Origin of the sequence: Paraburkholderia sp. BR10923 (assembly GCF_040948765.1) — a bacterium.
GTDB lineage: Bacteria > Pseudomonadota > Gammaproteobacteria > Burkholderiales > Burkholderiaceae > Paraburkholderia > Paraburkholderia youngii.
Genome location: NZ_JBFPKO010000003.1, coordinates 167,736 through 192,339, shown reverse-complemented (window position 1 = coordinate 192,339; position 24,604 = coordinate 167,736). Strand labels below are relative to the sequence as shown.

21 protein-coding genes are annotated in these 24,604 nt (G+C 64.7%); 5 read left to right on the top strand and 16 right to left on the bottom strand.

The genetic code is table 11. From position 1 onward, the window contains the following. Positions 1 to 29: 29 nt before the first annotated feature. From hslU to AB3X94_RS06785, 9 genes are all read right to left on the bottom strand, one after another. The gene (gene hslU, locus AB3X94_RS06825; protein ID WP_176109812.1) at positions 30 to 1,376 is read right to left on the bottom strand and encodes an ATP-dependent protease ATPase subunit HslU; all 1,347 of its coding nucleotides are present in this window, start codon (positions 1,374 to 1,376) and stop codon (positions 30 to 32) included. Between the two features lie 10 nt (positions 1,377 to 1,386). Then, positions 1,387 to 1,923 carry an ATP-dependent protease subunit HslV gene (hslV, locus tag AB3X94_RS06820; protein ID WP_176109811.1) on the bottom strand — a complete coding sequence of 179 codons (537 nt, stop codon included), beginning with the start codon at positions 1,921 to 1,923 and terminating at the stop codon, positions 1,387 to 1,389. A gap of 339 nt (positions 1,924 to 2,262) precedes the next feature. Then, positions 2,263 to 2,682, bottom strand: a complete 420-nt coding sequence (dksA, locus tag AB3X94_RS06815) for an RNA polymerase-binding protein DksA (RefSeq protein ID WP_008923580.1) — start codon at positions 2,680 to 2,682, stop codon at positions 2,263 to 2,265. A gap of 684 nt (positions 2,683 to 3,366) precedes the next feature. Then, positions 3,367 to 4,467, bottom strand: coding sequence for a GTP-binding protein (locus AB3X94_RS06810; RefSeq protein ID WP_368611116.1), 1,101 nt, complete (start codon positions 4,465 to 4,467; stop codon positions 3,367 to 3,369). Between the two features lie 235 nt (positions 4,468 to 4,702). After that, positions 4,703 to 5,905, bottom strand: a complete 1,203-nt coding sequence (locus AB3X94_RS06805) for a class I SAM-dependent rRNA methyltransferase (protein WP_184226142.1) — start codon at positions 5,903 to 5,905, stop codon at positions 4,703 to 4,705. Between the two features lie 61 nt (positions 5,906 to 5,966). After that, entirely contained in the window at positions 5,967 to 6,890 is a 924-nt protein-coding gene (xerC, locus tag AB3X94_RS06800; protein WP_176109808.1) for a tyrosine recombinase XerC, read from the bottom strand. 23 nt (positions 6,891 to 6,913) lie between these two features. After that, positions 6,914 to 7,660, bottom strand: a complete 747-nt coding sequence (locus AB3X94_RS06795) for a DUF484 family protein (RefSeq protein ID WP_176109807.1) — start codon at positions 7,658 to 7,660, stop codon at positions 6,914 to 6,916. A 57-nt stretch (positions 7,661 to 7,717) separates the two neighbouring features. Then, on the bottom strand, positions 7,718 to 8,653 hold the full coding sequence (gene dapF / locus AB3X94_RS06790; protein WP_368611115.1) for a diaminopimelate epimerase: 936 nt from the start codon (positions 8,651 to 8,653) through the stop codon (positions 7,718 to 7,720). A 229-nt stretch (positions 8,654 to 8,882) separates the two neighbouring features. Continuing rightward, positions 8,883 to 9,767, bottom strand: a complete 885-nt coding sequence (locus AB3X94_RS06785) for a lipid A biosynthesis lauroyl acyltransferase (protein ID WP_368611114.1) — start codon at positions 9,765 to 9,767, stop codon at positions 8,883 to 8,885. A gap of 285 nt (positions 9,768 to 10,052) precedes the next feature. On the opposite strand from AB3X94_RS06785, the gene metK reads away from it, so the two are divergent. After that, entirely contained in the window at positions 10,053 to 11,240 is a 1,188-nt protein-coding gene (gene metK, locus AB3X94_RS06780; protein ID WP_176380673.1) for a methionine adenosyltransferase, read from the top strand. A 167-nt stretch (positions 11,241 to 11,407) separates the two neighbouring features. On the opposite strand, the gene AB3X94_RS06775 is transcribed toward metK, so the two are convergent. Beyond that, on the bottom strand, positions 11,408 to 11,770 hold the full coding sequence (locus AB3X94_RS06775; protein ID WP_176109803.1) for a hypothetical protein: 363 nt from the start codon (positions 11,768 to 11,770) through the stop codon (positions 11,408 to 11,410). A gap of 515 nt (positions 11,771 to 12,285) precedes the next feature. Here AB3X94_RS06775 and AB3X94_RS06770 point away from each other — a divergent pair. Further along, the gene (locus AB3X94_RS06770; protein ID WP_368611113.1) at positions 12,286 to 13,047 is read left to right on the top strand and encodes a phytanoyl-CoA dioxygenase family protein; all 762 of its coding nucleotides are present in this window, start codon (positions 12,286 to 12,288) and stop codon (positions 13,045 to 13,047) included. 30 nt (positions 13,048 to 13,077) lie between these two features. Here the strand turns inward: AB3X94_RS06770 and AB3X94_RS06765 are convergent, their stop codons facing one another. Next, entirely contained in the window at positions 13,078 to 13,284 is a 207-nt protein-coding gene (locus AB3X94_RS06765; protein ID WP_152851698.1) for a DUF3185 family protein, read from the bottom strand. 227 nt (positions 13,285 to 13,511) lie between these two features. On the opposite strand from AB3X94_RS06765, the gene mgrA reads away from it, so the two are divergent. Then, on the top strand, positions 13,512 to 14,555 hold the full coding sequence (mgrA, locus tag AB3X94_RS06760; protein WP_368611112.1) for an L-glyceraldehyde 3-phosphate reductase: 1,044 nt from the start codon (positions 13,512 to 13,514) through the stop codon (positions 14,553 to 14,555). Positions 14,556 to 14,657: 102 nt separating this feature from the next. Here the strand turns inward: mgrA and AB3X94_RS06755 are convergent, their stop codons facing one another. From AB3X94_RS06755 to AB3X94_RS06735, 5 genes are all read right to left on the bottom strand, one after another. Then, positions 14,658 to 14,840, bottom strand: coding sequence for a hypothetical protein (locus tag AB3X94_RS06755; RefSeq protein WP_008923386.1), 183 nt, complete (start codon positions 14,838 to 14,840; stop codon positions 14,658 to 14,660). A gap of 283 nt (positions 14,841 to 15,123) precedes the next feature. Beyond that, positions 15,124 to 16,314 (bottom strand): MFS transporter, encoded by a 1,191-nt coding sequence (locus AB3X94_RS06750; protein ID WP_312883620.1) that lies wholly within the window; start codon positions 16,312 to 16,314, stop codon positions 15,124 to 15,126. Positions 16,315 to 16,533: 219 nt separating this feature from the next. Beyond that, positions 16,534 to 18,102 (bottom strand): efflux transporter outer membrane subunit, encoded by a 1,569-nt coding sequence (locus AB3X94_RS06745; protein WP_368611270.1) that lies wholly within the window; start codon positions 18,100 to 18,102, stop codon positions 16,534 to 16,536. A gap of 8 nt (positions 18,103 to 18,110) precedes the next feature. Beyond that, the gene (locus AB3X94_RS06740; protein ID WP_368611111.1) at positions 18,111 to 19,433 is read right to left on the bottom strand and encodes an efflux RND transporter periplasmic adaptor subunit; all 1,323 of its coding nucleotides are present in this window, start codon (positions 19,431 to 19,433) and stop codon (positions 18,111 to 18,113) included. A 103-nt stretch (positions 19,434 to 19,536) separates the two neighbouring features. Further along, positions 19,537 to 22,719, bottom strand: a complete 3,183-nt coding sequence (locus tag AB3X94_RS06735; protein WP_368611110.1) for an efflux RND transporter permease subunit — start codon at positions 22,717 to 22,719, stop codon at positions 19,537 to 19,539. A 419-nt stretch (positions 22,720 to 23,138) separates the two neighbouring features. On the opposite strand from AB3X94_RS06735, the gene AB3X94_RS06730 reads away from it, so the two are divergent. Next, entirely contained in the window at positions 23,139 to 23,351 is a 213-nt protein-coding gene (locus AB3X94_RS06730; protein WP_176109797.1) for a hypothetical protein, read from the top strand. 217 nt (positions 23,352 to 23,568) lie between these two features. After that, the gene (locus AB3X94_RS06725) at positions 23,569 to 24,603 is read left to right on the top strand and encodes a serine/threonine protein kinase (protein WP_368611109.1); all 1,035 of its coding nucleotides are present in this window, start codon (positions 23,569 to 23,571) and stop codon (positions 24,601 to 24,603) included. The last annotated feature ends 1 nt before the right edge of the window (position 24,604 follow it).

The window sequence follows — 24,604 nt, the reverse complement described above, 5'->3', positions numbered from 1 at the left end:
ATCAGCGCTTGGCGCTGTCACCGCGCATATCACAGCACGTAGCGCGACAGATCCTCGTCTTCCGCGACTTCGTTCAACGCGCGATCGACATACGCCGCGTCGATCTGCACTGTCCGGCCGGAATGATTGCCGGCCGAGAACGACACTTCCTCGAGCAGCTTTTCGATGACCGTATAAAGACGCCGCGCGCCGATGTTCTCAGTCTTCTCGTTGACGGAGTACGCGATCTCGGCAAGACGGCGGATGCCGTCGTCGGCGAATTCGAGGTGCACGTCTTCGGTCGCGAGCAGCGCCTGGTATTGCTTGACGAGGCTCGCATCCGTCGACACGAGGATCGATTCGAAGTCGTTGACCGACAGCGAGTCGAGTTCGACGCGAATCGGAAAGCGCCCCTGCAGTTCCGGGATCAGATCGCTCGGCTTCGCAAGATGAAACGCGCCGCTCGCGATGAACAGGATGTGATCGGTCTTCACCATGCCGTACTTGGTGTTGATCGTCGTGCCTTCGACGAGCGGCAGCAGATCGCGCTGCACGCCCTGACGGGACACTTCACCGCCGCCGGCTTCGTTGCGCGATGCGATCTTGTCGATTTCGTCTAGAAACACGATGCCGTTCTGTTCGACGTTCTGCACCGCCTTGGCTTTCACCTCTTCGTCGTTCAGCATCTTGCCGGCTTCTTCGTCGGTGAGCACCTTCAGCGCTTCCTTCACCTTCATCTTGCGGCGCGTCTTCTTGCCGCCGCCGATGTTGGCGAACATCGAGCGGATCTGCTCGGTCATGTCTTCCATGCCCGGCGGCCCCATGATGTCCATGCCGACCTGCGGCTGCTCGACGTCGAGCTCGATTTCCTTGTCGTCGAGCTGGCCTTCGCGCAAGCGCTTGCGGAACGTCTGACGCGTCGTGCTGCCTTCATCGGCGGTATCGGTCGAACTCGTGCTCGAACCGAAACCGACCGGCCGTGCGGTCGGCAGCAGGATGTCGAGAATGCGGTCTTCGGCCAGATCGCCCGCTTTGGTCCGCACTTTGCGCATTTCGGTTTCGCGGGTCTGCTTGACCGAAATCTCGATCAGGTCGCGCACGATGCTGTCGACGTCGCGGCCCACGTAGCCGACTTCGGTGAACTTGGTCGCTTCGATCTTGATGAACGGCGCGTCCGCGAGCTTCGCGAGACGCCGCGCGATTTCCGTCTTGCCGACGCCGGTCGGTCCGATCATCAGGATGTTCTTCGGGGTGATTTCCTGGCGCAGCGGTTCGTCGACCTGCTGACGGCGCCAGCGGTTGCGCAGCGCGACGGCCACGGCTTTCTTCGCGCGGCCTTGGCCGATGATGTGTTTGTCGAGCTCGGAGACGATCTCGGCGGGGGTCATGGTGCTCATCGATGGGTCCTTACTCGATCGTCTCAATGACGCGGTTATGGTTCGTGTAGATGCACATGTCGCCGGCGATTTCCAGCGATTTCTCCACGATGTCGCGCGGCGATAGCTCGGTGTTGTCGGAGAGCGCCTTCGCGGCCGCCTGCGCATACGCACCGCCCGAGCCGATCGCGCAGATGCCGCCTTCGGGGTCGAGCACGTCGCCGTTGCCGGTGATGACGAGCGTGGTCGTCGCGTCCGCGGTGATCAGCATCGCTTCGAGACGACGCAGCATGCGATCGGTGCGCCAGTCTTTCGCGAGCTCCACGGCCGCGCGCGTCAGATTGCCCTGATGTTTTTCGAGCTTCGCCTCGAAGCGGTCGAGCAGCGAGAAGGCATCCGCCGTGCCCCCGGCGAAGCCGACCAGCACCTTGCCGTTATAGATGCGCCGGACCTTCTTCGCGCCGCCTTTCATGACGATGTTGCCGAGCGTCACCTGGCCGTCGCCGCCGAGCGCCACCTTGTTGCCGCGGCGCACGGAAACGATCGTCGTGCCGTGAAATTGCTCCATATGCGTTCCTCTTTGCAAAACGGGTAGGACGCGGCAGCACTGCGCGCTGCCGCATGAATCCAGTCAGCGGACGGCGCGCCGGCTGGCGCGCTCGTGAGCGCATGTCCGATCTATTTTAGGGCGGGCGCGGTCATATCAAGATCCGCCGGAAGGCCTAGGGAGAAAAACTGAAAATCCGCTCAGGAAGCCTGAGAAACGAGGCGGGAACGCGAGGCGGGACGGGAGGGATGGCGGAGCTTGCGCGGAGGTCGCGCAAAAAGAAAAGGCGCACGGTTCACCGTGCGCCTCTCGACGAAGCAGCGTTTTCAGGGCGCCAGGCCGAAGCCGCGCCTCGGCTAATCAGTCGCCGAACAGTTTCTGGCGCAGTTCGCGGCGCTCTTGTGCTTCGAGCGACAGCGTGGCTGTAGGCCGTGCGAGCAGACGCGGAATGCCGATCGGCTCGCCGGTTTCTTCGCACCAGCCGTAGTCGCCCGCCTCGATGCGCGCGATCGATTGCTGCACCTTCTTCAGCAGCTTGCGTTCGCGGTCGCGCGTGCGCAGTTCGAGCGCATGCTCTTCCTCGATCGTGGCGCGATCGGCCGGGTCCGGCACGATGACCGTTTCACGCAGGTTCTCGGTCGTCTGGCCAGCATTGCGGAGAATGTCCGCCTGCAACTGTTCGAGCCTGTTCTTGAAGAAGGCGAGCTGATCCTCATTCATGTAATCCTTGTCGCTCATCTTCAGGATTTCGGCTTCGGTCAAGAGTCGTTTCGTCGTCATCTGGCTTACTTCTTCAATGTGAGGCAAAACTCATAGTGCCCGCACTTTCGTATTGCCCGCAAACGCGTCGCGTGGACGCGCGGCGCAGGGTGGTCACGAACGTTCGGCTGTCGTGACGCCGAAGCGCCTGGCGCCCACGCACACCGGGCGCTGCTAGCTACGCCGCTGCGGGGCCGAACTCCTCTGGAAACCGATTCACACATGCTCCTGAGGCATCGCTCGCCGACAAGCGCGTGCCCTTTCAGGCCGTGCCCGCCGGCGTTTTCGGCGTGTCTCCGGACAAGATTTTCCGGCGCCGTTTCAGGCCCGTCGCGGGATACGCGCGACCGGGCAATTCGTTGTCATTCTCCAGTGGGCACGTATTGTAACTGAATCACAATCCGGCACCGCAACTGCCGAAATTCCGCCTGCGGTGCAGCGATATCCCGAAAATATAACGCGCACAAAGCCAAAAAGCGATGGTCGTGCACGCTTTAATGCAGCAGGGTTTTCACGCGGTTTTCATATAGCCGGCAATCGCACGGTCTCCGTGCCACGGCATCGCAGTTTCTGCAGAGGATTCACGCCCGCGCAGTCGGCGTCGGGCGTCTCGGCGCAATAGAAGTAGCACGACGCATGCCGCGCTATGCGGGGCGTGTCGTGGGCCTTCTACGGGGTTTGCTGGTGTGACGGCGCTGCGCCCGCTTAGGCGAGGCAGGCGTCGAGACCGTCGGTGATCAGGTCGCGCGGCAGTTCGATGCCGATGAACACCATCTTGTTGGTCTTCTTCTCGGCCGGTTGCCATTTCGCGGCGAGGTCGCTGCCCATCATTTGATGCACGCCCTGGAACACGACCTTGCGATCGACGCCCTTCATGTACAGCACGCCCTTGTAGCGCAGCAGGTGCTCGCCGTAGATCTGCAGGATGCCGCCGAGGAAGTCCTCGAGCTTGTTCGGATCGAACGGACGATCGCTGCGGTACACGAACGACTTGATCTTGTCGTCGTGATGCGCATGGTGGTGATGCCCATGATCGTGGCCTTCGTGATCGCAATGGCCATGGTCGTGATCGCAGTTCGCGTGATCGTGGTCATGGTCGCCGTGCGTGTGGCCGTGTTCGTCGTGCGCATGCGCGTGGCTGTGCGCGTGTTCGTCTTCGGCGAGGAAGTCCGGGTCGATTTCGAGCTTCGAGTTGAGGTTGAAGCCCCGCAGATCGAAAATTTCCTTGATGTCCGCTTCGCCGAAATTGACGACCCTGATCGCCGCCTTCGGGTTCATGTGCAGCAGACGGTGACGCAGATCGCCCACCTGCCGCTCACCGACGAGATCGGCCTTGGTGATGAACAGGCGGTCGGCAAAACCGACTTGGCGCTGCACCACTTCGTGCTCGTCGAGCTGACGGTCCGCGTGCTTCGCATCGACCAGCGTGATGATCGCGTCGAGCAGGAATTCGCTCGCGATCTGATCGTCCATGAAGAAGGTTTGCGCGACCGGGCCGGGATTTGCGAGGCCGGTGGTTTCGATCACGACACGGTCGAAGTCCACTTCGCCCGCCTGCTTCTTCGCGGCCAGATCGTTGAGCACGCGCGACAGGTCGCCGCGAATCGTGCAGCAGATGCAGCCGTTGCTCATCTGGATGATCTGCTCGCTCGTGTCCTGCACGAGGATCTCGTTGTCGATGTTCTCTTCGCCGAACTCGTTCTCGATGACGGCGATCTTCATGCCGTGCTTTTCGTTCAGGATGCGCTTGAGCAGGGTGGTTTTACCGCTGCCGAGAAAGCCGGTCAGGATGGTGACTGGGATCATGTGGGTCGCCTGTAAGTCGTGAAACGGTGCGTGATCGAACGCTAGCGCAAAGGCTAGCCAGAAGCGTGAGGCCGGCCGCCGCAGCCAGATGGCGCGGCCCTGTCCAGCCGGTTATTGAAACATATTTGCCTGGCGGGCGCAGGGGCGGCCGCCTTGCGGCCGCCTGATGGCCGGCTACGCGGAGGCTGGCCGCTGCCGCCGCCGGCACGCGCAATTGCCCACGAAATATGGGCGATCAGGCGATTTGCAACAGCAGGCCCTTCAGATACTCCCCTTCGGGGAATGCTGTGAGCAGCGGATGATCGACGCCCGCGCCGAGCCGCTTCAGGATGCGTGCGTCGACGCGGGCGTCGGCGGCGGCGCCGGACACGATCTTCTGGAACAGTTCGGGATCGATCGCGCCCGAGCACGAGTAGGTGAACAGCAAACCGCCCGGACGCAGCAGCTTCAGGCCCGTCAGATTGATGTCCTTGTACGCGCGCGACGCGCGGTCCACGTGCTCGCGCGATGGCGCGAACTTCGGCGGATCGAGCACGATCAGGTCGAAGCGCTCGCCCTCGTCGTAGAGGCGCCGCAGTGTCTTGAACGCGTCGGCGTCGAGCCAGCTCGCGCGATCGGCGTCGAAGCCGTTGGCTGCGACGTTCTGCTGCGCGAGCGCGAGCGCTTCACCCGACGAATCGACCGACACCACGCGCTTCGCGCCACCCTTGAGCGCCGCGAGCGAAAAGCCGCCGGTGTAGCAGAAGCAGTTCAGCACGTCGCGATCTTTCGCGAACTGCTGCACGAGCAGGCGGTTATCGCGCTGATCGACATAGAAGCCGGTCTTGTGGCCGTTGCGCACGTCGACGTGATAGCGCACGCCGTTTTCGCTTGAGATCAGCTGCTCCGAAGGCGGCTCACCCGCGAGCACGCCGGTGACCTGTTCGAGCCCTTCCTTCTGACGGATCGACACGTCCGAGCGCTCGTAGACGTTCGGGCAGCCGGTCGCGCCGATCAGCGCCGCGACGATCGCGTCCTTCCACGCCTCGACGCCGGCCGCCATGAACTGACAGACGATCTGGCTGCGCTGACCCGCGTCCTCGGCGACGTAGTAATCGACGATCAGGCCCGGCAGACCGTCCGCCTCGCCGAAGATCAGTCGCACGGCGCCGGTGTCGCGGACCATCGCCTGACGATGCGCGAACGCGCGCTGCACGCGGCGCTTGAAGAACGCGTGATCGATCGGCTCGGCTTCGTCGAAGCTCCACACGCGTGCGCGGATCTGCGAGTGCGGGCTGTAGGCGGCGCGCGCGAGGAAGCGGCCATCGTGCGCGCGCACGAGCACGGTCGCGCCGGGCGCGGGGCGGCCGTCGACATGTTCGATCGCATTGGCATACACCCACGGATGGCGGCGCAGCAGCGATTTTTCTTTCGACGGTTTGAGCGTAACGGTATTCATCAGGTGTCGGTCAGGTACTAGCGATGGCGGCGCGTCGTGGCGCGCGGCGGCAGTCGCGTGATCAGTTGCGTTTCTTTGCGCGAGGATGCGCGCTGTCGTAGACGTGGGCGAGGTGCTGGAAATCGAGGCCCGTGTAGACCTGCGTCGCGGTGATGCTCGCGTGTCCGAGCAACTCCTGCACGGCGCGCAGATCGCCGCTCGACTGCAGCACGTGCGTCGCGAACGAATGGCGCAGCACGTGCGGATGCACGTTGGCAGGAATGCCGGCCGCGAGCGCCGCGCGCTTCACGCGCTCGCGCACGACGTTCGGCGACAGCCGGTTGCCGCGCGCCGACAGGAAGAGCGGATGCGGATCGTGGCGGACCATCCGTTCGCGCACCGCGAGCCATGCGTTCAGCGCCGCGACCGCCTTGCTGCCCACCGGCACGACGCGGCGCCGGTTGCCTTTGCCGAGCACTTCGACTTCGCCGGAATCGAGCTTCAGCCAGCCGGCCGAGCGATAACCGTCGATGTCGGCGAAACGCACGTCGAGGCCGACCAGTTCGGCGAGGCGCAGGCCCGACGAGTAAAACAGCTCGAGCATCGCGTGATCGCGCAGGCCTTCGGGGGAGTCGGCGGGCGCGCTGTCCATCAGGCGCGCGGTATCGTCGACGGAAAGCGCCTTCGGCAGCGTTTTCGCCTGCTTCGGCGCGCGCACCGCGGCGACCGGATTGGCCGGCAGCTCGATTTGGCCCGCAAGCCAGCGATAAAACGCGCGCCACGCCGACAGCCGATGGCCGATCGACCGCGCGGTGAGGCCGCCCGCATGCGCGCGCGCGACGGCGCCGCGGATGTCGACGGCGGTGAGACTTTCGAGCTGTCTGCCTTTGGCGAGCAGCTTCAGTTCCGCGAGCTCATGCGTATAGCCGCGCAGCGTATGCTCCGACAGCCGCCGCTCGTGCTCGAGATGCGACAGATAGGCGGCGATCGGGTCGGCGGCGGTCACGGTGGGCGGTGACGTTGCGTGGCTCAGCGCGGCAGCAGCCGGCTCAGCGCGGCGCTCGCGAGCGCGCCGATCTGCGTGAGGAAATCGGTGGCCATGCCTTCGTGGAAGCGTCGCGGGTCGGACGAGCCCATCACGAGCAGGCCGAACGTCGGCGCGTCTTCGGCACCTTCGGGGTCGCGCAGCGCAAGCAGCGCGATCGATTCGGTGGTCTGCGCCGTTTCGCTCGTTGGGGCGCTGGGGTCGTCGGTCGCGCTTGCCGGCGGGTTGGCCGCGCCGTTGGACGCGCTCGCCGCCTGCGGGAGCCATTGCGCGGCCTCGAAGCCGGTGTTCGCGCCGCAGTACGGCGTGCTCAGGCTGCCCGCGAAAATCCGCACTTCCTCGCTGACGTGGCGCGCGAAGTCGGCTTGCGCATACGGCTCGGCGACGTCCCACACGCGCAGTGCCGCTTGCGGCACGTCGAAGATATCGAGCAGACCGCCGGCGATCGTGCGCGGCAGCGCGTACGGATCGCGCTCAGCCATCACGCGGATGGTCCAGCGGTTGAACTTCGCCGCGATGCTGTCGTTCTCGTGACCGTAGCGCAGCAGTTCGGCCAGACGCCGTTCGAGATGCTTGTTCTTGTCGCGCAGCATCTCCATTTGCCGCTCCTGCAGCGACACCGCGGCTTTGCCGTGCGGGTTCGCGAGCCGGATGGTCGCGAGCGTTTCCGCGTGTTCGACGAAGAATTCGGGATTGGCGAGCAGGTATTCGGCGACTTCGCGATCGTTCATAGTTTCGGCTAGAGGACGACGAGATGGCCGCCTCGCGGCGGCGCGTAGGTCAATGAGTTAGACGGAGGGCGCCACGGCGGCCGGGCTGGACGGATTGCGCTGCGACGAGTCGGGCGATGCGCTCGACGCCTCTTCTGCCAACTCGATCTCCCCTTCGAAGACGGTGGCCGCGGGGCCGGCCATCAGCAGCGGCGCGCCTGGTTGCGCGATGTCCCACGTGATCGTCAGATCGCCGCCGTGCGTGTGCACGAGCACCGGCGAATCCAGCAGCCCGCGCCGGATACCGGCCGCGGCCGCCGCGCACGCGCCGGTGCCGCACGCGAGCGTTTCGCCCGCGCCGCGTTCGTAGACGCGCAGCCTGATCTCGTTGCGATTGACGATTTGCATGAAGCCCGCATTGACCCGCTGCGGGAAGCGCGTGTGCCGCTCGATGGCCGGACCTTCGACGAGCACCGGGAACGCCTCGGCATCGTCGACGACCTGCACCGCGTGCGGGTTGCCCATCGACACCACCGACATCCAGCGCGTCGTGCCGTTCACGTCGAGCGGCCAGAGCGTGTCCGCGCCTTCGCGGCGGCCTTGCAGACCTTTGGTCGCGAACGGCACGAGTTCGGGATCGAACACGGGAGTGCCCATGTCGACGATCACCTCGCCGTTGTCCTGCATCGTCAGCGTGATCGTGCCTTTCTGGACTTGCACGCGCACGCTGCGCTGGTCGGTGAGACCGCGCTCGCGCACGAACTTGACGAAGCAGCGCGCGCCGTTGCCGCAATGTTCGACCTCGCCGCCGTCGCAATTGAAGATGCGATATCTGAAATCGACGCCTTCGACGGTCGGCTTTTCGACCAGCAGCAACTGGTCGGCACCGACGCCGAAATGGCGATTCGCGAGCGCGCGCACCTGCGCCGTGGTCAGTTCAAGCGGTTGGGTATAGCCGTCGAGCACGACGAAGTCGTTACCCGCGCCGTGCATTTTGGTGAATTTGAGCTTCACGTTTTTCGTGTATCCGTTGCTGCGTAGGGCTTCGCGCGTGCGGGCGGAGCCGAAAATCCGGGCCTTGCCGGCTGTTGGGTGAATCACCCTTTCGAGCCGTGCTGGGCCAATAGCAGATGATACACGTTGGCCCATCGGAAACGGTATGGCGGGCAAGGGGCCTGGATGCCGCCTCACGTGCACTCATCGACGTGCTCCGACTGCCGGGAGCCGGGTCCAGCGCCACTCTTCAATACACCCCCGGCACTCCCGGCGGCCGCGTCTTGAACCGCTTGTGCACCCAGTAATACTGCTCGGGCATCAGCGGAATCTGCTCTTCGAGAAATTCGTTCATGCGTCGCGCATCGGCGTCATCATCGCCGGTCGGATAGTTGTCCCAAGGCTTGAAGACCTTGAGCCGGTAGCCCTTGTAGTTCGGCAGCACTTCGCCGATGAACGGTACGACCTGCGCGTGTCCGACCTTCGCAAGACGGCCGACCGCGGTCAGCGTGCAGGTCGGCACGCCGAAGAACGGCACGAACGTCGAATTGCGCGCGCCGTAGTCCATGTCCGCGCCGAGCATCACCGGTTTGCGTTCGCGCAGCCAGCGCAGTACGACGCGCGCGCTGTCCGCGCGGCTTGCCATGTCCGCGCCGAAACGCGCACGCGCCGCTTTCGCGACTGCCTCGAGCTCCTGATTCGACATCGGCTGATACAGCGAGCCGCACTGGCGCTTCAATGAGTAGTTCAGAAAAATCGAACCGGCCTCGATGCCGACAAAATGAAAGCCGAGAAAGAGCGTCGGCGGCAGGTTCGGGTCGGTCAGATCGATTGGGCTGTCGAGCTGGATCAGCTTTTCGAGCTTCTTCGCCGAGCCGAACCACTGCACGCTGCGCTCGAGATAGCTGCGGATCGCGTGACGGAAGTGCTTCTGCGCGACGTCCTCGCGGCGCTCGTCGCTCCAGTCGGGGAAGCACAGCTTCAGATTCGTATGAACGATGCGCTTGCGACGGCTCGGGATTTGATAAAGCAGCCAGCCGAGCCCGTCGCCGAGACGGGCGACGAATCCATACGGCAATAAGGCAAAGAGTTTGAGCAGCCCGACCGCGAGCTTCGCGCCGTAGCTGCTCAGCATGCAGCCTCCGGGCGCGCGGCGCTGCTAGGGGCGGGATTGCGGGGAGCGGAAAAATTGGCGTGATACCGCACTCGTGGACACTCTGTGACATTCAAAGGAAGTCGCTATAATAAGGGCTTCGCCGAGTTAATAGACAACTTGCGGGGCGAAGCCGGCGGGTGCGGTCCATGGGTTTCCATGAGTCAAGCGTCCATCGGTAAGGTAATCCGCTAAAGCGTCGCCGCTTCAGACTCCCGAAGTCGGCTACGTGGAACGCAACCGTAACCACTAACAGGAGTCTGCAACGTGGCAAACGACTATTTCTTCACTTCCGAATCCGTTTCCGAAGGCCATCCCGACAAAGTCGCGGACCAGATCTCGGACGCGATCCTCGACGCCATCCTCGCTCAAGACAAGTACTCGCGTGTCGCGGCCGAAACGCTGTGCAACACGGGTCTCGTCGTGCTGGCCGGTGAAATCACCACCACCGCGAACGTCGACTACATCCAGATCGCGCGCAACACGATCAAGCGCATCGGCTACGACAACACAGACTACGGCATCGACTACCGCGGCTGCGCGGTGCTCGTCGCCTACGACAAGCAGTCGCCGGACATCGCCCAGGGCGTGGACCGCGCGCACGACAACAACCTCGATCAAGGCGCGGGCGACCAGGGTCTGATGTTCGGTTACGCGTGCGAGGAAACGCCGGAACTGATGCCGCTGCCGATCCACCTGTCGCACCGTCTCGTCGAGCGTCAGGCGAATCTGCGCCGCGACGGCCGTTTGCCCTGGCTGCGCCCGGACGCGAAGTCGCAGGTCACCGTGCGCTACGTCGACGGCAAGCCGCATTCGATCGACACCGTCGTGCTGTCCACCCAGCACGCACCGGACATCGAGCTCGACACGCTGCGCGAAGCGGTGATCGAAGAAGTGATCAAGCCGACGCTTCCGGCCGAGCTGATCAAGGGTGACGTCAAGTACCTCGTGAACCCGACCGGTCGCTTCGTGATCGGCGGTCCGCAGGGCGATTGCGGTCTGACGGGCCGCAAGATCATCGTCGATACGTACGGTGGCGCGGCACCGCACGGCGGCGGCGCGTTCTCGGGCAAGGACCCGTCGAAGGTCGACCGCTCGGCAGCTTACGCCGGCCGTTACGTCGCGAAGAACATCGTGGCCGCGGGCCTCGCGTCGCGCTGCCTGATCCAGGTGTCGTACGCGATCGGCGTCGCTCAGCCGACCTCGGTGATGGTCAACACGTTCGGCACCGGCCGCGTGTCGGATGCGACGATCACGGAACTCGTGCGTCAGCATTTCGACCTGCGTCCGAAGGGTATCATCCAGATGCTCGACCTGCTGCGCCCGGTCTATGAGAAGAGCGCGGCGTATGGCCACTTCGGCCGCGAAGAGCCGGAATTCACGTGGGAAGCCACCGACAAGGCGCTCGCACTCGCCGAAGCGGCAGGCACCGAGCCGGTCGCGGCAATCGCGTAACTAGCGCGTAACCAGCGCGAGTCGATCGTTACCTGAAAGCAAAAAACCCCGCCGGCGTGAGCCGGGCGGGGTTTTTCTTCGTCCGTCGATCGCGTAACGATGCCGTCGCGCTCGAAGTCTTGCACTAGCCACTCAACGCGCAACGGCAACTCACCGGCCCAGCAATCTCAGCGGCTCGCAAACGCAAACGCGAACCACCCGCTGCTGCTCGTCGACAGCCGACGCGGTCGGCGGCTCGCAGGCGTGCGCACCGCCGGCGCGCGTTTCGCGACCGCGAGGTGCAACGGTGTCGGCTTGCGCAGCAATGTGCGCAGCGACAGACGGCGCGTGCCGCTCTGCTGGCGCAGCGCCGAGAAAAACGTATGGAACCAGGTGCGAAAGCCGTCGACGGCCTTCGCGTCGCGCCACTGCTCGCCGAGCGCGCGGGTGCGCGCGGCATGGTGACGCAGCGCCCGCATCATATGACGGCGCGCGGGACGCGCCGCTTTCAGCGCGGCGCGGGTAAGACGGGTGCTCAAAAGAGTATGCATGGCTTCACATTTAGGCAATGAACCGCACGTCGGCGCGTGCATCGGATGTGCACGGACAAACAGCACCATATGTGCCAATGACGGGGTTGCGATGAACGGCCTGAAAGCCGGATATTCGGTGCGGCTCGTATCGCGGGAGATCGCGACGCGAAACACGGCGCGCAGCGCAGCGAAGGTACAACGCGGAGAAACCGACGGCACGAGCCTTGACGGCCTGCGCACGATAGAAAATTGCGTAAGCGGCGATCGACATGCGAGCAGGCTACACGGGAATCGTGACGTCAGAAAGTCGGGTTAGTACCCTGCGAGATCGAATTCTCTCAGGATCGAATCGTCGCTAACAACAATCTGGTTTCACTTTTGACGGGCGATTTGCGTGCATATTTGACCAGCGAATGTGCGATGCGGGTGCGCCGCACGCTTGAAACCGGTGCATTGGCGCGCCGCGAAACAACGCGCCCCAATCGCGCCCGTTTTACAATCGAACATCAGTTAGTCGACGTTAACGGAACGCCATGTCACTCCATTCGAAGAAAGAGCAGATTCAAACGTTGCGGGAGCAGGGTTTTGTCGTCGTGCCAGAACTCGTGTCGCCCGAGCGTTGCGACGAGCTGAAGCAGATCGCACAGCGGCAGCTGCAGGAAGCGGCGGCGCCGATCGAATTCGAAGCCGATCTGAAGTATCCGGGCGCGCCGTCATCGAAAGATGCGCCGGGCGGACATACGGTGCGGCGCCTGCTCGACGCGTACGGTCGTCACCCCGCGTTCGCGCAATGGGCGACTGCGCCCGAAATCCGTGGCTGGATGGAACTGTATTTTGGCGAGGAGCCGCGACTGTCGCGCGCGCATCACAACTGCATGATGACCAAGCACCCCGCATACGGCAGCCTGACCGGCTGGCATCGCGACGTGCGTTACTGGTCGTTCGAGCGCGACGACCTGGTGTCGGTGTGGCTCGCGGTCGGCCCGGAAACCATCGATAACGGCGCGCTGTGGTTCGTGCCGCAATCGCATGGCGCCGCCTTCACGTCCGACCGTTTCGACGAAGCGAAATTTTTCCGCACGGATCTCGCCGAGAACGAGGCGGCGATCCGCACCGCGGTGTCGCCGGAGCTGAAGACCGGCGACGTGGTGTTCTTCCACTGCAACACGCTCCACTCGGCCGGCAAGAATCTCAGCGATCAGGTGAAGTTCTCGCTGGTGTTCACCTATCACGGCGTAAGCAACGTGCCGCTGCCCGGCACGCGCTCGGCCGCGAAGCCCGAGATCGCGTTCTAGCTATTTTCGTCGCGGGCCTCGCGCGGACGCTCAGCGCTTGCGCCCCGACATCGCGATTCCCGTCAGCCCGGCGAGCGTCGCCACCACGCCCGCGACGATCAGCACGATCGCCTTGTTGCTCGGCGAACCGGTAAAGAAGCGCGACACGTCGCTGCTCACCGAATTGAACGCCTGCCCGCCGAAATACAGCAGCACGATGCCGCCGACAATCAGCGCGATCGAAATCGCCTTCGCCATCTGCACCTCCCATCAACCTGAACCGGCCAGAGTGTAGGTGAGCCGCGCGTGCTCGTCTATCCCGCATACTGGGTGCCTGCAAGCGCCGCGTCGATTGGCTAACATAGCGGTCTAGCCGCACCACGGCGACATCACGACAATAAATCCCCCGAGCAGCACGCCTCCCGCAACGCGCGAATCCTCACGCCCGCCATTCTCGGGCGATCTCATCGACAAGGACACTAGCAATGGCTTACGAAGCAGCTTCAGAACGCTATTCGGACATGCAATACCGCGTCTGCGGCAAGTCGGGTCTCAAACTGCCGGCGCTGTCGCTCGGCCTGTGGCACAACTTCGGCGACACCACGCCGATCTCGACGCAGCGTGACATCCTGCGCACGGCCTTCGACCTCGGCATCACGCACTTCGATCTGGCGAACAACTACGGCCCGCCGTACGGCAGCGCGGAAACCAATTTCGGCCGTCTGTTCAAGGACGATTTCAAGCCGTATCGCGACGAGCTGCTGATTTCGTCGAAGGCCGGTTGGGATATGTGGCCGGGTCCGTACGGCCAGGGTGGCGGCTCGCGCAAGTACGTGCTCGCGAGTCTCGACCAGAGCCTGAAGCGCATGGGCCTCGAATACGTGGACATCTTCTATTCGCATCGCTTCGACGCACATACGCCGCTCGAGGAAACCGCGGGCGCGTTGGCGAGCGCGGTGCAGCAGGGCAAGGCGCTCTACATCGGCATCTCGTCGTACTCGTCGGCGAAGACCCGCGAAATGACCAGGCTGCTCGCCGAATGCAAGGTGCCGCTGCTGATCCATCAGCCGTCCTACAACATGCTGAACCGCTGGATCGAACACGACCTGCTCGATACGCTCGCCGAAGTCGGCGCGGGCGCAATCGCGTTCACGCCGCTCGCGCAGGGGCTGCTGACTGGCAAGTACCTGAACGGCGTGCCGGCCGATGCGCGCGTCAACAAGCCGGGCGGCGGTTCGCTGAAAGACGAGCATCTGAACCCGCAGAACATCGAACACGTGAGGAAGCTCAACGACATCGCACAGCGCCGTGGTCAGAGCCTCGCGCAGATGGCGCTCGCATGGGCGTTGCGCGATCAGCGCGTGACGTCGGTGCTGATCGGCGCGAGCCGCGCGGAGCAGGTGCGCGAGAACGTCGGCGCGCTGAAGAACCTCGCGTTCTCGGCCGACGAACTCGCCGAAATCGATCGCTATGCGACCGAAGGCGGGATCAACCTGTGGGAAAAGCCATCGACGGACCAGGCGATCTGATCGCGTGAGGAGCCGTCCGCGCAACAGGCGGACCGAACGAACGGCAAAACGAAGCCGCACGTTCAGCGTGCGGCTTTTTCGTTGGTACTTCGCGCCGCGCCGCTACACGAGCGCCGGCAGACCCTCGACCAGCGCCACCGCGCACATCACACCGATCAGCGCGCCCAGCACACGCAGCGCGTTGTGTCGCAACTCGGTCTTGCAGGGCAGCGCGCCGACGAATAGCGCACCCGCTAACGCCATCGGAATGACCAGGATGAAATCGCCGATCGTGAAGTACGTCATCTTCGTCTCCTCCCATGCAGGATGGATGCTATTTCGTTCCGGCAGAGGCTGCGGTTTTGAAATCATGCAGTACCAGTGCACGAATTGAGTATAGGAGACGGATGGAGCGGTGCGGCGGCGCGAGCTTGCGCGCCGGCGCTTATTCGCAAGCTGCTGAACGCCGGCGCGACGGGCGTGCGGCGATTTGCGCGGCGCAACAAAACACGGCGCAAAGTATCGAGCGTTCACTTACGCAAGCCTTTCGTTTTGCGCCGATCCATGCGGGATCGATGATCGCGCGCGGCTATTCGCGTGCGCGCAGGCGCGTCGCCGCGACCAGGCCGATCACGAGCAGCGCACCGACTAGCCCGACGACCCCGTTCCAGCCATGACCGGCCCACACGTGGCCGCCATACGAGCCGACCAGGCTCGAGCCGATGTAGTACGCGAGCAGGTACAGCGCCGCGGCCTGGCCTTTCGCATCTTTCGCCAGACGCCCGACCCAGCCGCTTGCGACCGAATGCCCGGCAAAGAACCCGAACGTCACGCATGCGATGCCGGCCGCGACCGCCGCGAGCGGATGCAGCATCGTCAGCGCGAGGCCGAACACCATCAGCAGCAGGCTCCCGATCAGCACGCGCGCGCGGCCGAACGTATCGGCCATGCGCCCGGACCACGGCGACGCGACTACACCGACCAGATAGACGATGAAGATCGCGCCGATCTCCGTCTGATTCAGCCGATACGGCGGCGCGAGCAGCCGGTAGCCGATGTAGTTGTACAGCGTGACGAAGCTGCCCATCAGAACGAAGCCGAGCAGGAACAGCAGCGGCAAGCCCGGTCGCGTGAACTGCCGCAACAGCAGCGTGCGGTGATGCGCGAAGCCGAGCCCGCGGCGTGGCACGAAATGGCGCGATGGAGGCAGCAGTGCGCGGAACGCGAGCATCGACAGCAGGCCGAGCACGCCGATCGTGCCGATTGCGACGCGCCATGAAAACAGATCGGCGACCACGCCGGTGATCACCCGCCCTGCCATCCCGCCGATCGCCGTGCCGCCGACGTACAAACCCATCGCAAGACCGAGACCGTCGGGATGCACTTCCTCGGCGAGATAGGCCATCGCGACGGCCGGCACGCCGCCGAGCGCGAGCCCTTCGAGCGTGCGCAGCACGAGCAGCTGATTCCAGTGCGGCGCCACGGATACGCCAATCGTCAGCACCGACGACACCGTCAGCGACAGCGTCATCAGCTTGTGCCGACTCCAACCCTCGGAGACGAAACCGGCGACGAAAATCGCCAGCGCGAGCGCCGCGGTGGATAGCGACAGCGACAGACTGCTTTGCGCCGGCGTCACGTTGAACGCTTCGGAGAACGACGGCAGCAGCGGTTGCACGCAGTAAAGCAGCGAGAACGTCGCATAGCCGGCGAACAGCAGCGCGAGGCTGGCGCGCCAGTACGCGCGCGAGCCGCGTTCGAGATAGGGGATGTCCGACACGCTGGCGGTGCGGGTGGAAGCAACTGAAGCTGCAACGGGGGAGGGAACGGCAGATGCAGTCCGCTGGGATTGCGGCGGCAGGGTCACAACAGAACTCCTTGGGTCACACGGAAACGCGCGAAAGGCGTTAAGGATACGCTGAAAACTCGCTTCGAGCCCGTGGCGTGGGCAACGCGCGCGCCCTTCACGCCTCGCATGTCGCGCGCCCGTCTCCCGGCGCTAGCCGTGCGCGCCCGCGTCGTTGGCCGGCGCCGGCGTCTGCGTCGCACCCGAAGTCGCGGACGGCGGATGCCCGACCACATCGTCGCCCGGCAGTCCCGACGTATCCCAGCCGCCGCCGAGCGCCTTCACGAGCGCGACGCTCGCGGCCATCCGGCGGCGCGCGATCGACACCGCATTGCGCTCGTTGGTGAGCGTGGTCGTCTGCGCGACGACCACGTCAAGATAGGTGATCGCGCCGTTCCGGTAGCGGTCCGACACGACCGCGAGCGCGCGCCGCGCGGCCGCGACCGCGTCGTCCTGGGCGGCCGCTTCCTGTTCCAGCACGCGCAGCGCGGCGAGATTGTCCTCGACCTGGCCGAACGCGTTCAGCACCGTTTGCCGATATTGCGCGACGCTTTCGTCGTAGTGCGCGCGCGCCTGATCCTTGGCGGCCGCGCGGCCGCCGAAGTCGAGCAGTGTGCCCGCGAGCGTCGGCCCCAGCGACCACAGCCGGCTCGGCGCGAGCAGCCATTGGCTGTAATTGGTCGCTTCGAGTCCGCCCGTCACGGCCAGCACGAGGTTCGGGAAAAACGCCGCGGTGGCCACGCCGATCTGCGCGTTCATCGCGGCGACGTGCCGCTCGGCCGCAGCGATGTCGGGACGCCGCTCGAGCAATCCGGACGGCACGCCGGTCGCCGCGACGACCGGCACCGCGACGAGCGGCGCGACCGGCAGCGTGAAGCCCGACGGCGGCTGGCCGATCAGGATAGCGATCGCATGTTCGAGCTGCGCGCGCTGCACGCCGAGATCGAGCGCCTGCGCCTGGGTCGTCTTCAGCTGCGCTTGTGCCTGCGCGACATCGGCATCGGTCGCGATGCCGCCGGCGTAGCGATGCTGAGTCAGTTCGAGCGCCTGCTGGTAGGCCTTGATCGTGTCGTCGAGGAGTCGGCGCTCCTGGTCGAGCCCGCGCAGCTCGAAGTAATCGGTGGCGAGCTCGGCCTGCATCGACAGCAGCGCGGCGTCGACGTCGGCGGCGCTCGCCTGCGCGCCAGCCTTCGCGCCTTCGACGCTGCGCGACACGCGGCCCCACAGGTCCGGTTCCCACGACGCGTCGACCTGCACCAGATAGTCGTTCAGCGCGAGACCGGCGGTCGATTTATGCAGCACGTTCTCCGAGGTCCGCGTGCGCGAATACTGGACGCCCGCGGTGACCACCGGGAAGAATTGCGAGCGATATTGCGCGACGCTCGCGCGCGCCGCGCGAAAGCGCGCTTCGGCGGCCTGCACGTCCTGGTTCGCGCTCGCGACCTGCGGTTCGAGCGCATCGAGCGATGCGTCGCCGTAGATGCGCCACCACGCGCCGCGCGTGAGCGTGTCAGCGGGTTGCGCGGGCTTCCAGCCGGTGCCCTCGAGTTCGCGCCAGGTCGCGGGCGTGACGGCGGCGGGCCTCACGTAGTCGGGGCCGACGGTGCAGGCGCCGAGCGCGCCGGCGAGAGCCAGCGCGACTGCCGGGGCGCGAATGGAAACGCTCGCCGACCCGCGCGCGAATTCAGCCGAAGACGCAAGCACGCGCCGCAAAACCGACATCTTCATCATCACGTCCTCGCGCCCGGCCGCGCGCCGGCTAGCGCCGCCGGCGACCTGGCCGCCGCGCCGGTCACACCGGCGGCTCCAGCCGCGCCTTCCGAAGCCGGACCGTCTTCCGCCTTGCGCGGCACGATGCGCACCGGTGCGCCATCGACGATCGAATCCTGCGGATTCAGGATCACCTGCTCGTTGCCCTGCAAGCCCGCCACGATCGCGACGCGCGTGCCGAAGTCCGTGCCGAGCGATACCGGCAGCAGCTTCACCTTGTGCTGCGGATCGACGGTCGCGACCTTGACGCCGTCGGGGCGGAACAGCAGCGCGTTGCCTGGCAGCGTGAACGACGCCGTGCCCGCGCCGAGCGCGAAATGCACCTGCGCGTACGCGCCCGGCAACAGCTCGCCGCTGCGATTGTCGACGTCGACTTCGACGAGCATCGTGCGCTGCTGCGGATCGACCGCGCCGGCGGTGCGCGCGACCGTGCCCGGATAGTGCCGCGACGGCATCTCGGTCAGCGTCAGAAACGCGCTCTGCTGCGCGCGCACCTGCTGCGCGTACGCTTGCGGCACGTTCACATAGACGCGCAGCCGGTCCGCCTGCGCGACATGAAACAGTTCCTTCGCGGGACCGCCTGAGCTGCCCGCGTCGATCAGCGCGCCGACGTCGACGTTGCGCGCGGTCACGGTGCCGTCGAACGGCGCATAGACTTTCTGGAACGACTGGGTCTTTTCGAGTCGTGCGACGTTGAAACGCGCGGCGTCGAGCGTGGCCTTTTTCGCGAGCATGTCGCCGACTTTTTCGTCGGTCTCCTGCTTCGACACCGACTTGCTTCTGAACATTTCCGTCCAGCGATCCGCGGTGCTCTTCGCCAGCGCGTAATTCGCTTCGGCGTTGGCGAGATCGGCGCGGGCGGCGCGCAACTGGTCGTCGATTTCGGGCGTGTCGATTTCCGCGAGCAACTGGCCGCTCTTCACGCGCGCGCCGATGTCGGCGTACCACTTCTTCAGATAGCCGTTGGTGCGTGCGTAGATCGGCGTGTTGAGGAAGGCCTGCACGTTGCCGGGCAACGTCAGATCGAACCCGGCCGACGACTTCTGCGGCTGCACGACTTCGACGCTCATCTGGCTCGTGTGCTCGGCATCGCGTTCGAGCGCCGCATGCGCATCGTGGCGCGACCAGATGCCTTGCGCGGCGAGCGCGAGCACCGCGACGGCGGCGGCGATCATGATCAGGCGCGTGCGTCGCGCTTTCGCCGGATCGTGCGCGGCGTGACCGCCAGAGCCAGAGCCTGAACCCGAACCCGAACCCGAGCCGCCGGGACGTTGTGCTTCCATCAAGCTTCCCCTTCGAAATTGCATGGGCAGTCAAGGCTGCCTCTTGTGTCGTGGCATCGCATGTTGCGCGTGCCAGTTGGTACGGTCATCGCGTGCTGGATGTTCATGGCTTCTGCACGACGTGTTCCGCGGCCCGCTGATGCCGCGCCGCGAGCCGTCGATAGATCATCGAGAACACCACCGGCACGAAGATCAGCGTGGCCAGCGTGCCGACCGCGAGCCCGCCGATCACCGCGCGCCCGAGCGGCGCATTCTGCTCGCCGCCTTCGCCGAGACCGATCGCCATCGGCACCATGCCGATCACCATCGCGAGCGCGGTCATCAGCACCGGGCGGAAACGCGTGAAGCCCGCTTCGATCGCCGCGCGGGTCGCGTCGCCGTGCAGCAGCAGCTGTTCGCGCGCGAAGCTGATCACCAGAATCGAGTTCGCGGTCGCGATGCCGATACACATGATCGCGCCGGTGAGGGCCGGGATCGACAGTGTGGTGTGCGTGAGGAACAGCATCCACACGATACCCGCGAGCGCGCCCGGCAGCGCGGTGATGATGATGAACGGATCGAGCCACGACTGGAAATTGACGACGATCAGCAGATACACGAGCAGCACCGCGAACAGCAGACCGGCGAGCAGGCCCGAGAACGACTCGTTCATCGTTTGCACCTGGCCGCGCAGTTCGATCGTCGAGCTCTTCGGCAGCTCGGCTTTCGATTCGTCGATGATCCTGCGGATGTCGTCGGACACGCCGCCGAGGTCGCGGCCGTCGGCGGTGCCGTAGATGTCGATCGTGGTTTGCGCGTTGTAGTGCGTGAGCACCGCGTTGCTGGCTTCGCGGCGCATCGTCGCGAGCGAGCCGAGAATGTTGTTGCGGCCGTTGGCGTTCAACGGAATGTTCGCGAGCGATTGCAGCGAATCGATCGTGTATTGCGGCGCTTCCGTGATCACGTTGTAGCTGACGCCGTTGCGCGGATTGAGCCAGAACGTCGGCGTGGTCTGCTGGCTGCCCGACAGCGTGATCAGCAGATTGCTCGCGATATCGCGCTGCGAAAAGCCCGCTTGCTGCGCGCGCGTGCGATCGACGTCGATGAAAATCCGCGGCAGATCGGCGGGCTGCTGGATGCGCGCATCGACGAGGCCCGGCACCGTGCGCAGACGGTTCAGCAGCTTCGCGGCGAACGCACGATTGGCGGCCACCTCACGGCCGACGATCTGGATGTCGATCGCCGACGGCATGCCGAAGTTCAGCGTCTGACTGACGATATCGGCCGGCAGAAACGCGAACTGCACGCCGGGGAATTCGTCGGTGAGCGTGCGCCGCAAGGTGCGCACATAGCCGGTGCTCGGATGATGTTCGGGATTCAGCGTGATCAGGATGTCCGAGTCGGAGGTGCCGATCGTGCCCGTGTTGCTGTACGACAGGTTGATACCCGACACCGGCAGGCCGATGTTGTCGATGATCGAATGCAGTTCGCCGGCCGGAATCAGCTGACGGATGCGCGCATCGACTCGATCGGTCAGCACCGCGGTTTCCTCGACCCGCATGCCGGTTTTCGCGCGCATGTGCAGTGCGATCGTGCCGGCATCGACGGCGGGGAAAAAGTCGCGGCCGATAAACGGCAGCAACAGCAGCGACGCGCCACAGCACACGAGAAACAGCGTGACGAACAGACCCGGCCGCGCGATACGCGCTTCGAGAAACACGCGATAGCGCTCGCGCAAGCGCGAGAAACCGCGCTCGAACGCATAGTGCACGCGCATGAACGGATTGCGTGTTTGCGCCGGCGCGTGATGCAGATCAGCGGGCTTGTGGTGATAGCGCAGCAGATACTTCGCGAGCGTCGGCACGAGCGTACGCGAGAAGAAGTACGACGCGAGCATCGCGAACACCACCGCTTCGGCGAGCGGAATGAACAGGTAGTGCGCGACACCGGTGAGCAGAAACATCGGCACGAACACGATACAGATCGACAACGTCGACACGAGTGTCGGAATCGCGATCTGATGCGCGCCGTCGAGAATCGCCTGCTCTAGCGTCTTGCCCTGTTCGAGCTGATGGCTGATGTTCTCGATCGCGACGGTCGCATCGTCGACCAGAATCCCGACCGCGAGCGCGAGCCCGCCGAGCGTCATGATGTTGATCGTCTGGCCGAGCGCCGACAACGCGATGATCGACGTGATCATCGACAACGGAATCGATACCGCGATGATCAGCGTCGCGCGCCAGTTGCCGAGGAACAGCAGAATCATCAGGCCCGTCAGGCACGCGGCGATCAGCGCTTCACGCAATACGCCCTCTACCGATGCACGCACGAACAGCGACTGGTCGGCGACAGGGTCGATATTCAGCGACGGCGGCACCAGATTGCGCAGCGTCGGCATCATCGTCTTGATGCGGTCGACGATATCGAGCGTGGACGTGTTGCCGCTTTTGTTGATCGTCAGCAGCGCGGCGCGCTGGCCGTTCACGCGCACGATGTTGGTCTGCGGCTGGTAGCCGTCGCGCACGTGCGCGACGTCGCGGATATAGACGGTGCCGTTTGCGGTGGTGCGGATCGGAATGTTGTTCAGCCCGGCGAGCGAATCGGGGCTGCCGTTCATTACCACCGAGTACTCGGTCGAGCCGATTTTCGCGGTGCCAGAAGGCAGAATCAGGTTCTGCGCGGAGACCGCGCTGACCACGTCCATCGGCGACAGATTGCGCTCCTGCAGCTTGCGCGAATCGATATCGATCATGATCTGCCGTTGCTTGCCGCCATACGGCAGCGGCGCGGATGCACCCGGCACGGTGGCGAGCTGCGTCTTCAGGAAGTTATTGCCGAAGTCGAACAGCTCCTGCTCGGTCAGCGACGCGGACGACAACGCGAGCCGCAGAATCGGTACCGTCGACGCGTTGTAGCGCAGGATGAACGGCGGCGTGATGCCGGGCGGCAGCGAGCGCACTTGCGACTGCGACAGCGCGGTGACCTGCGCGATTGCTTCGTCGATATTCGCGCCCGGCTGGAAAAAGATCTTGATGACCGTGATGCCGTTCAGCGACGTCGATTCCGTGTGTTCGATATCGTTGACCGCCACCGACAAGCCGCGCTCGTAGTTCAGCGCGATGCGCCGCTCCATTTCGTCGGCGGGCAGGCCGTTGTACGACCAGATCACCGACAGCACCGGAATATCGATGTTCGGAAAGATGTCGGTGGGCGTGCGCAGAATCGTCAGTGGCCCGACGATCAGCAACAGCAACGCCAGCACGACGAACGTATAGGGGCGCCGTAGCGCGAGACGAACGATCCACATGACTAGCGCCGACGAATGAAATCAGCCGCGGCCGCGCCGCGTGGATCGGAAACGCAGGCGCGCCCGTGGGCGCGAAGGCAGGTGCGAAGCTGCGCCTCACCCGCATCTGGCAGATCGTTCTGGCAATGCACGTTTTTGATGTCTCCCCCCGCAGGGTTTATGATGGTCTTCATTACGACGTCTGACGCCGAAATCATCGGCCGTGCGCAGCGTAATGGGAATAGGGCGAAACGACTGGTGAAAGCCTTCTATTCGCCTTCCCAAAGCCCCGCAAAGCGGGAACAATGACTCGAAGCTCTCACGCGCCAGGCGCGCGACAGATTAAGTGCGCACGCAACGTCCAATGCGAAGCGGCGTTTTTATCATCACCTCGACCGGCGTGAAATCATAAAGCCGGCTAAGGGAAGCGGGGAATTATCATGGAAGTCGGTTCCATTGTCCGATCGGTACATATCGCCGTGCCGCAAGGCGCGCGCGGAATCGTCATGCGCATTCTTGGCGACATGGCGATGGTGGCGTGGTACGCCGGCGAACCCGGCGCATCGCGGCAGCTCAATACCGAACCCTTTTTCCTCGAAGATCTGATCGATACCGGCGACCTGATACGTCCGGCCGGCGCGCAGACGCATTGAACGAGAGGCTTACCTGTTGCTCATTGCCGTTGTGTGACACGCAGGAGTGGGTTGTAGTGATGTTGTAAGGTGAGATCGGCTCGCCAGCATCGCTGCGGGTCGATGCGCGCGTCGATTCACGGCGCGCCGCAAATCAGCCCGTATTTCCAGCGTGCCACGCACGCATTGCGAGCCGTCGCCCTCGTCTTTAGCCGCGGCGCGGCGCACAATGCGGGGCATGAACGACACCATTCCCGATAATTTCCATGAGGCCGGCGCCGATGGCGCCGTGCCGTTCGCGCGGCTCACGCCGGAGACCGTGCTGGACGCGATCGACGGCGTGCTCGCAACGTCCGGCGTGCGGACCGACGGCCGTCTGCTGCCGCTCAACAGCTACGAAAATCGCGTCTATCAGGTCGGCGTCGAAGACGGTCCGCCCGTGGTCGCGAAGTTCTATCGTCCCGAGCGTTGGAGCGACGCGGCGATTCTCGAAGAGCACGCGTTCGTCGCCGAACTCGCCGCGCGCGAGATTCCGGCCGTGCCTGCGCGCATGCTCGATGGCCGCACACTGCATAGCTTCGACGGTTTCCGCTTCTCGGTCTTCGAGCGACGCGGAGGTCGCGCGCCGGATCTCGACCGGCGCGACACGCTCGAATGGCTCGGACGTTTCATCGGACGCATTCATGCGATCGGGCAAACCCAGGACTACGCGGAACGTCCCGCGCTGAACATCGACACGTTCGGCTACGAGCCGCGCGACTTCCTGCTCGCGCATCGTTTCGTGCCCGACGACCTGCGCACCGCTTGGGAAACCGTCGTGAATCTCGCGCTCGAAGGCGTCGCGCGTGCGTTCGAGCGGGCCGGCGAGATTCGCACATTGCGTCTGCATGGCGACTGTCATCCGAGTAACGTGTTGTGGACCGATGCGGGCCCGCATTTCGTCGATTTCGACGACAGCCGCATGGGTCCCGCGATTCAGGACCTGTGGCTGCTGCTACCGGGTGAACGCGCGGAGGCGTCGCGCGCGCTCGCCGATCTGCTCGCCGGCTACGAGGATTTCTGCGAGTTCGAGCCGCGCGAACTGTATCTGATCGAAGCGCTGCGCACGTTGCGGCTGATTCACTATCAGGCGTGGCTCGCCCGCCGCTGGAACGATCCGGCGTTTCCGGCGGCGTTTCCATGGTTCAACACCCAGCGCTACTGGGAGGACCGCATCCTCGAGATGCGCGAGCAGATCGGCGCGATGCAGGAAGGGCCGTTGTGGCCGGTTTGAC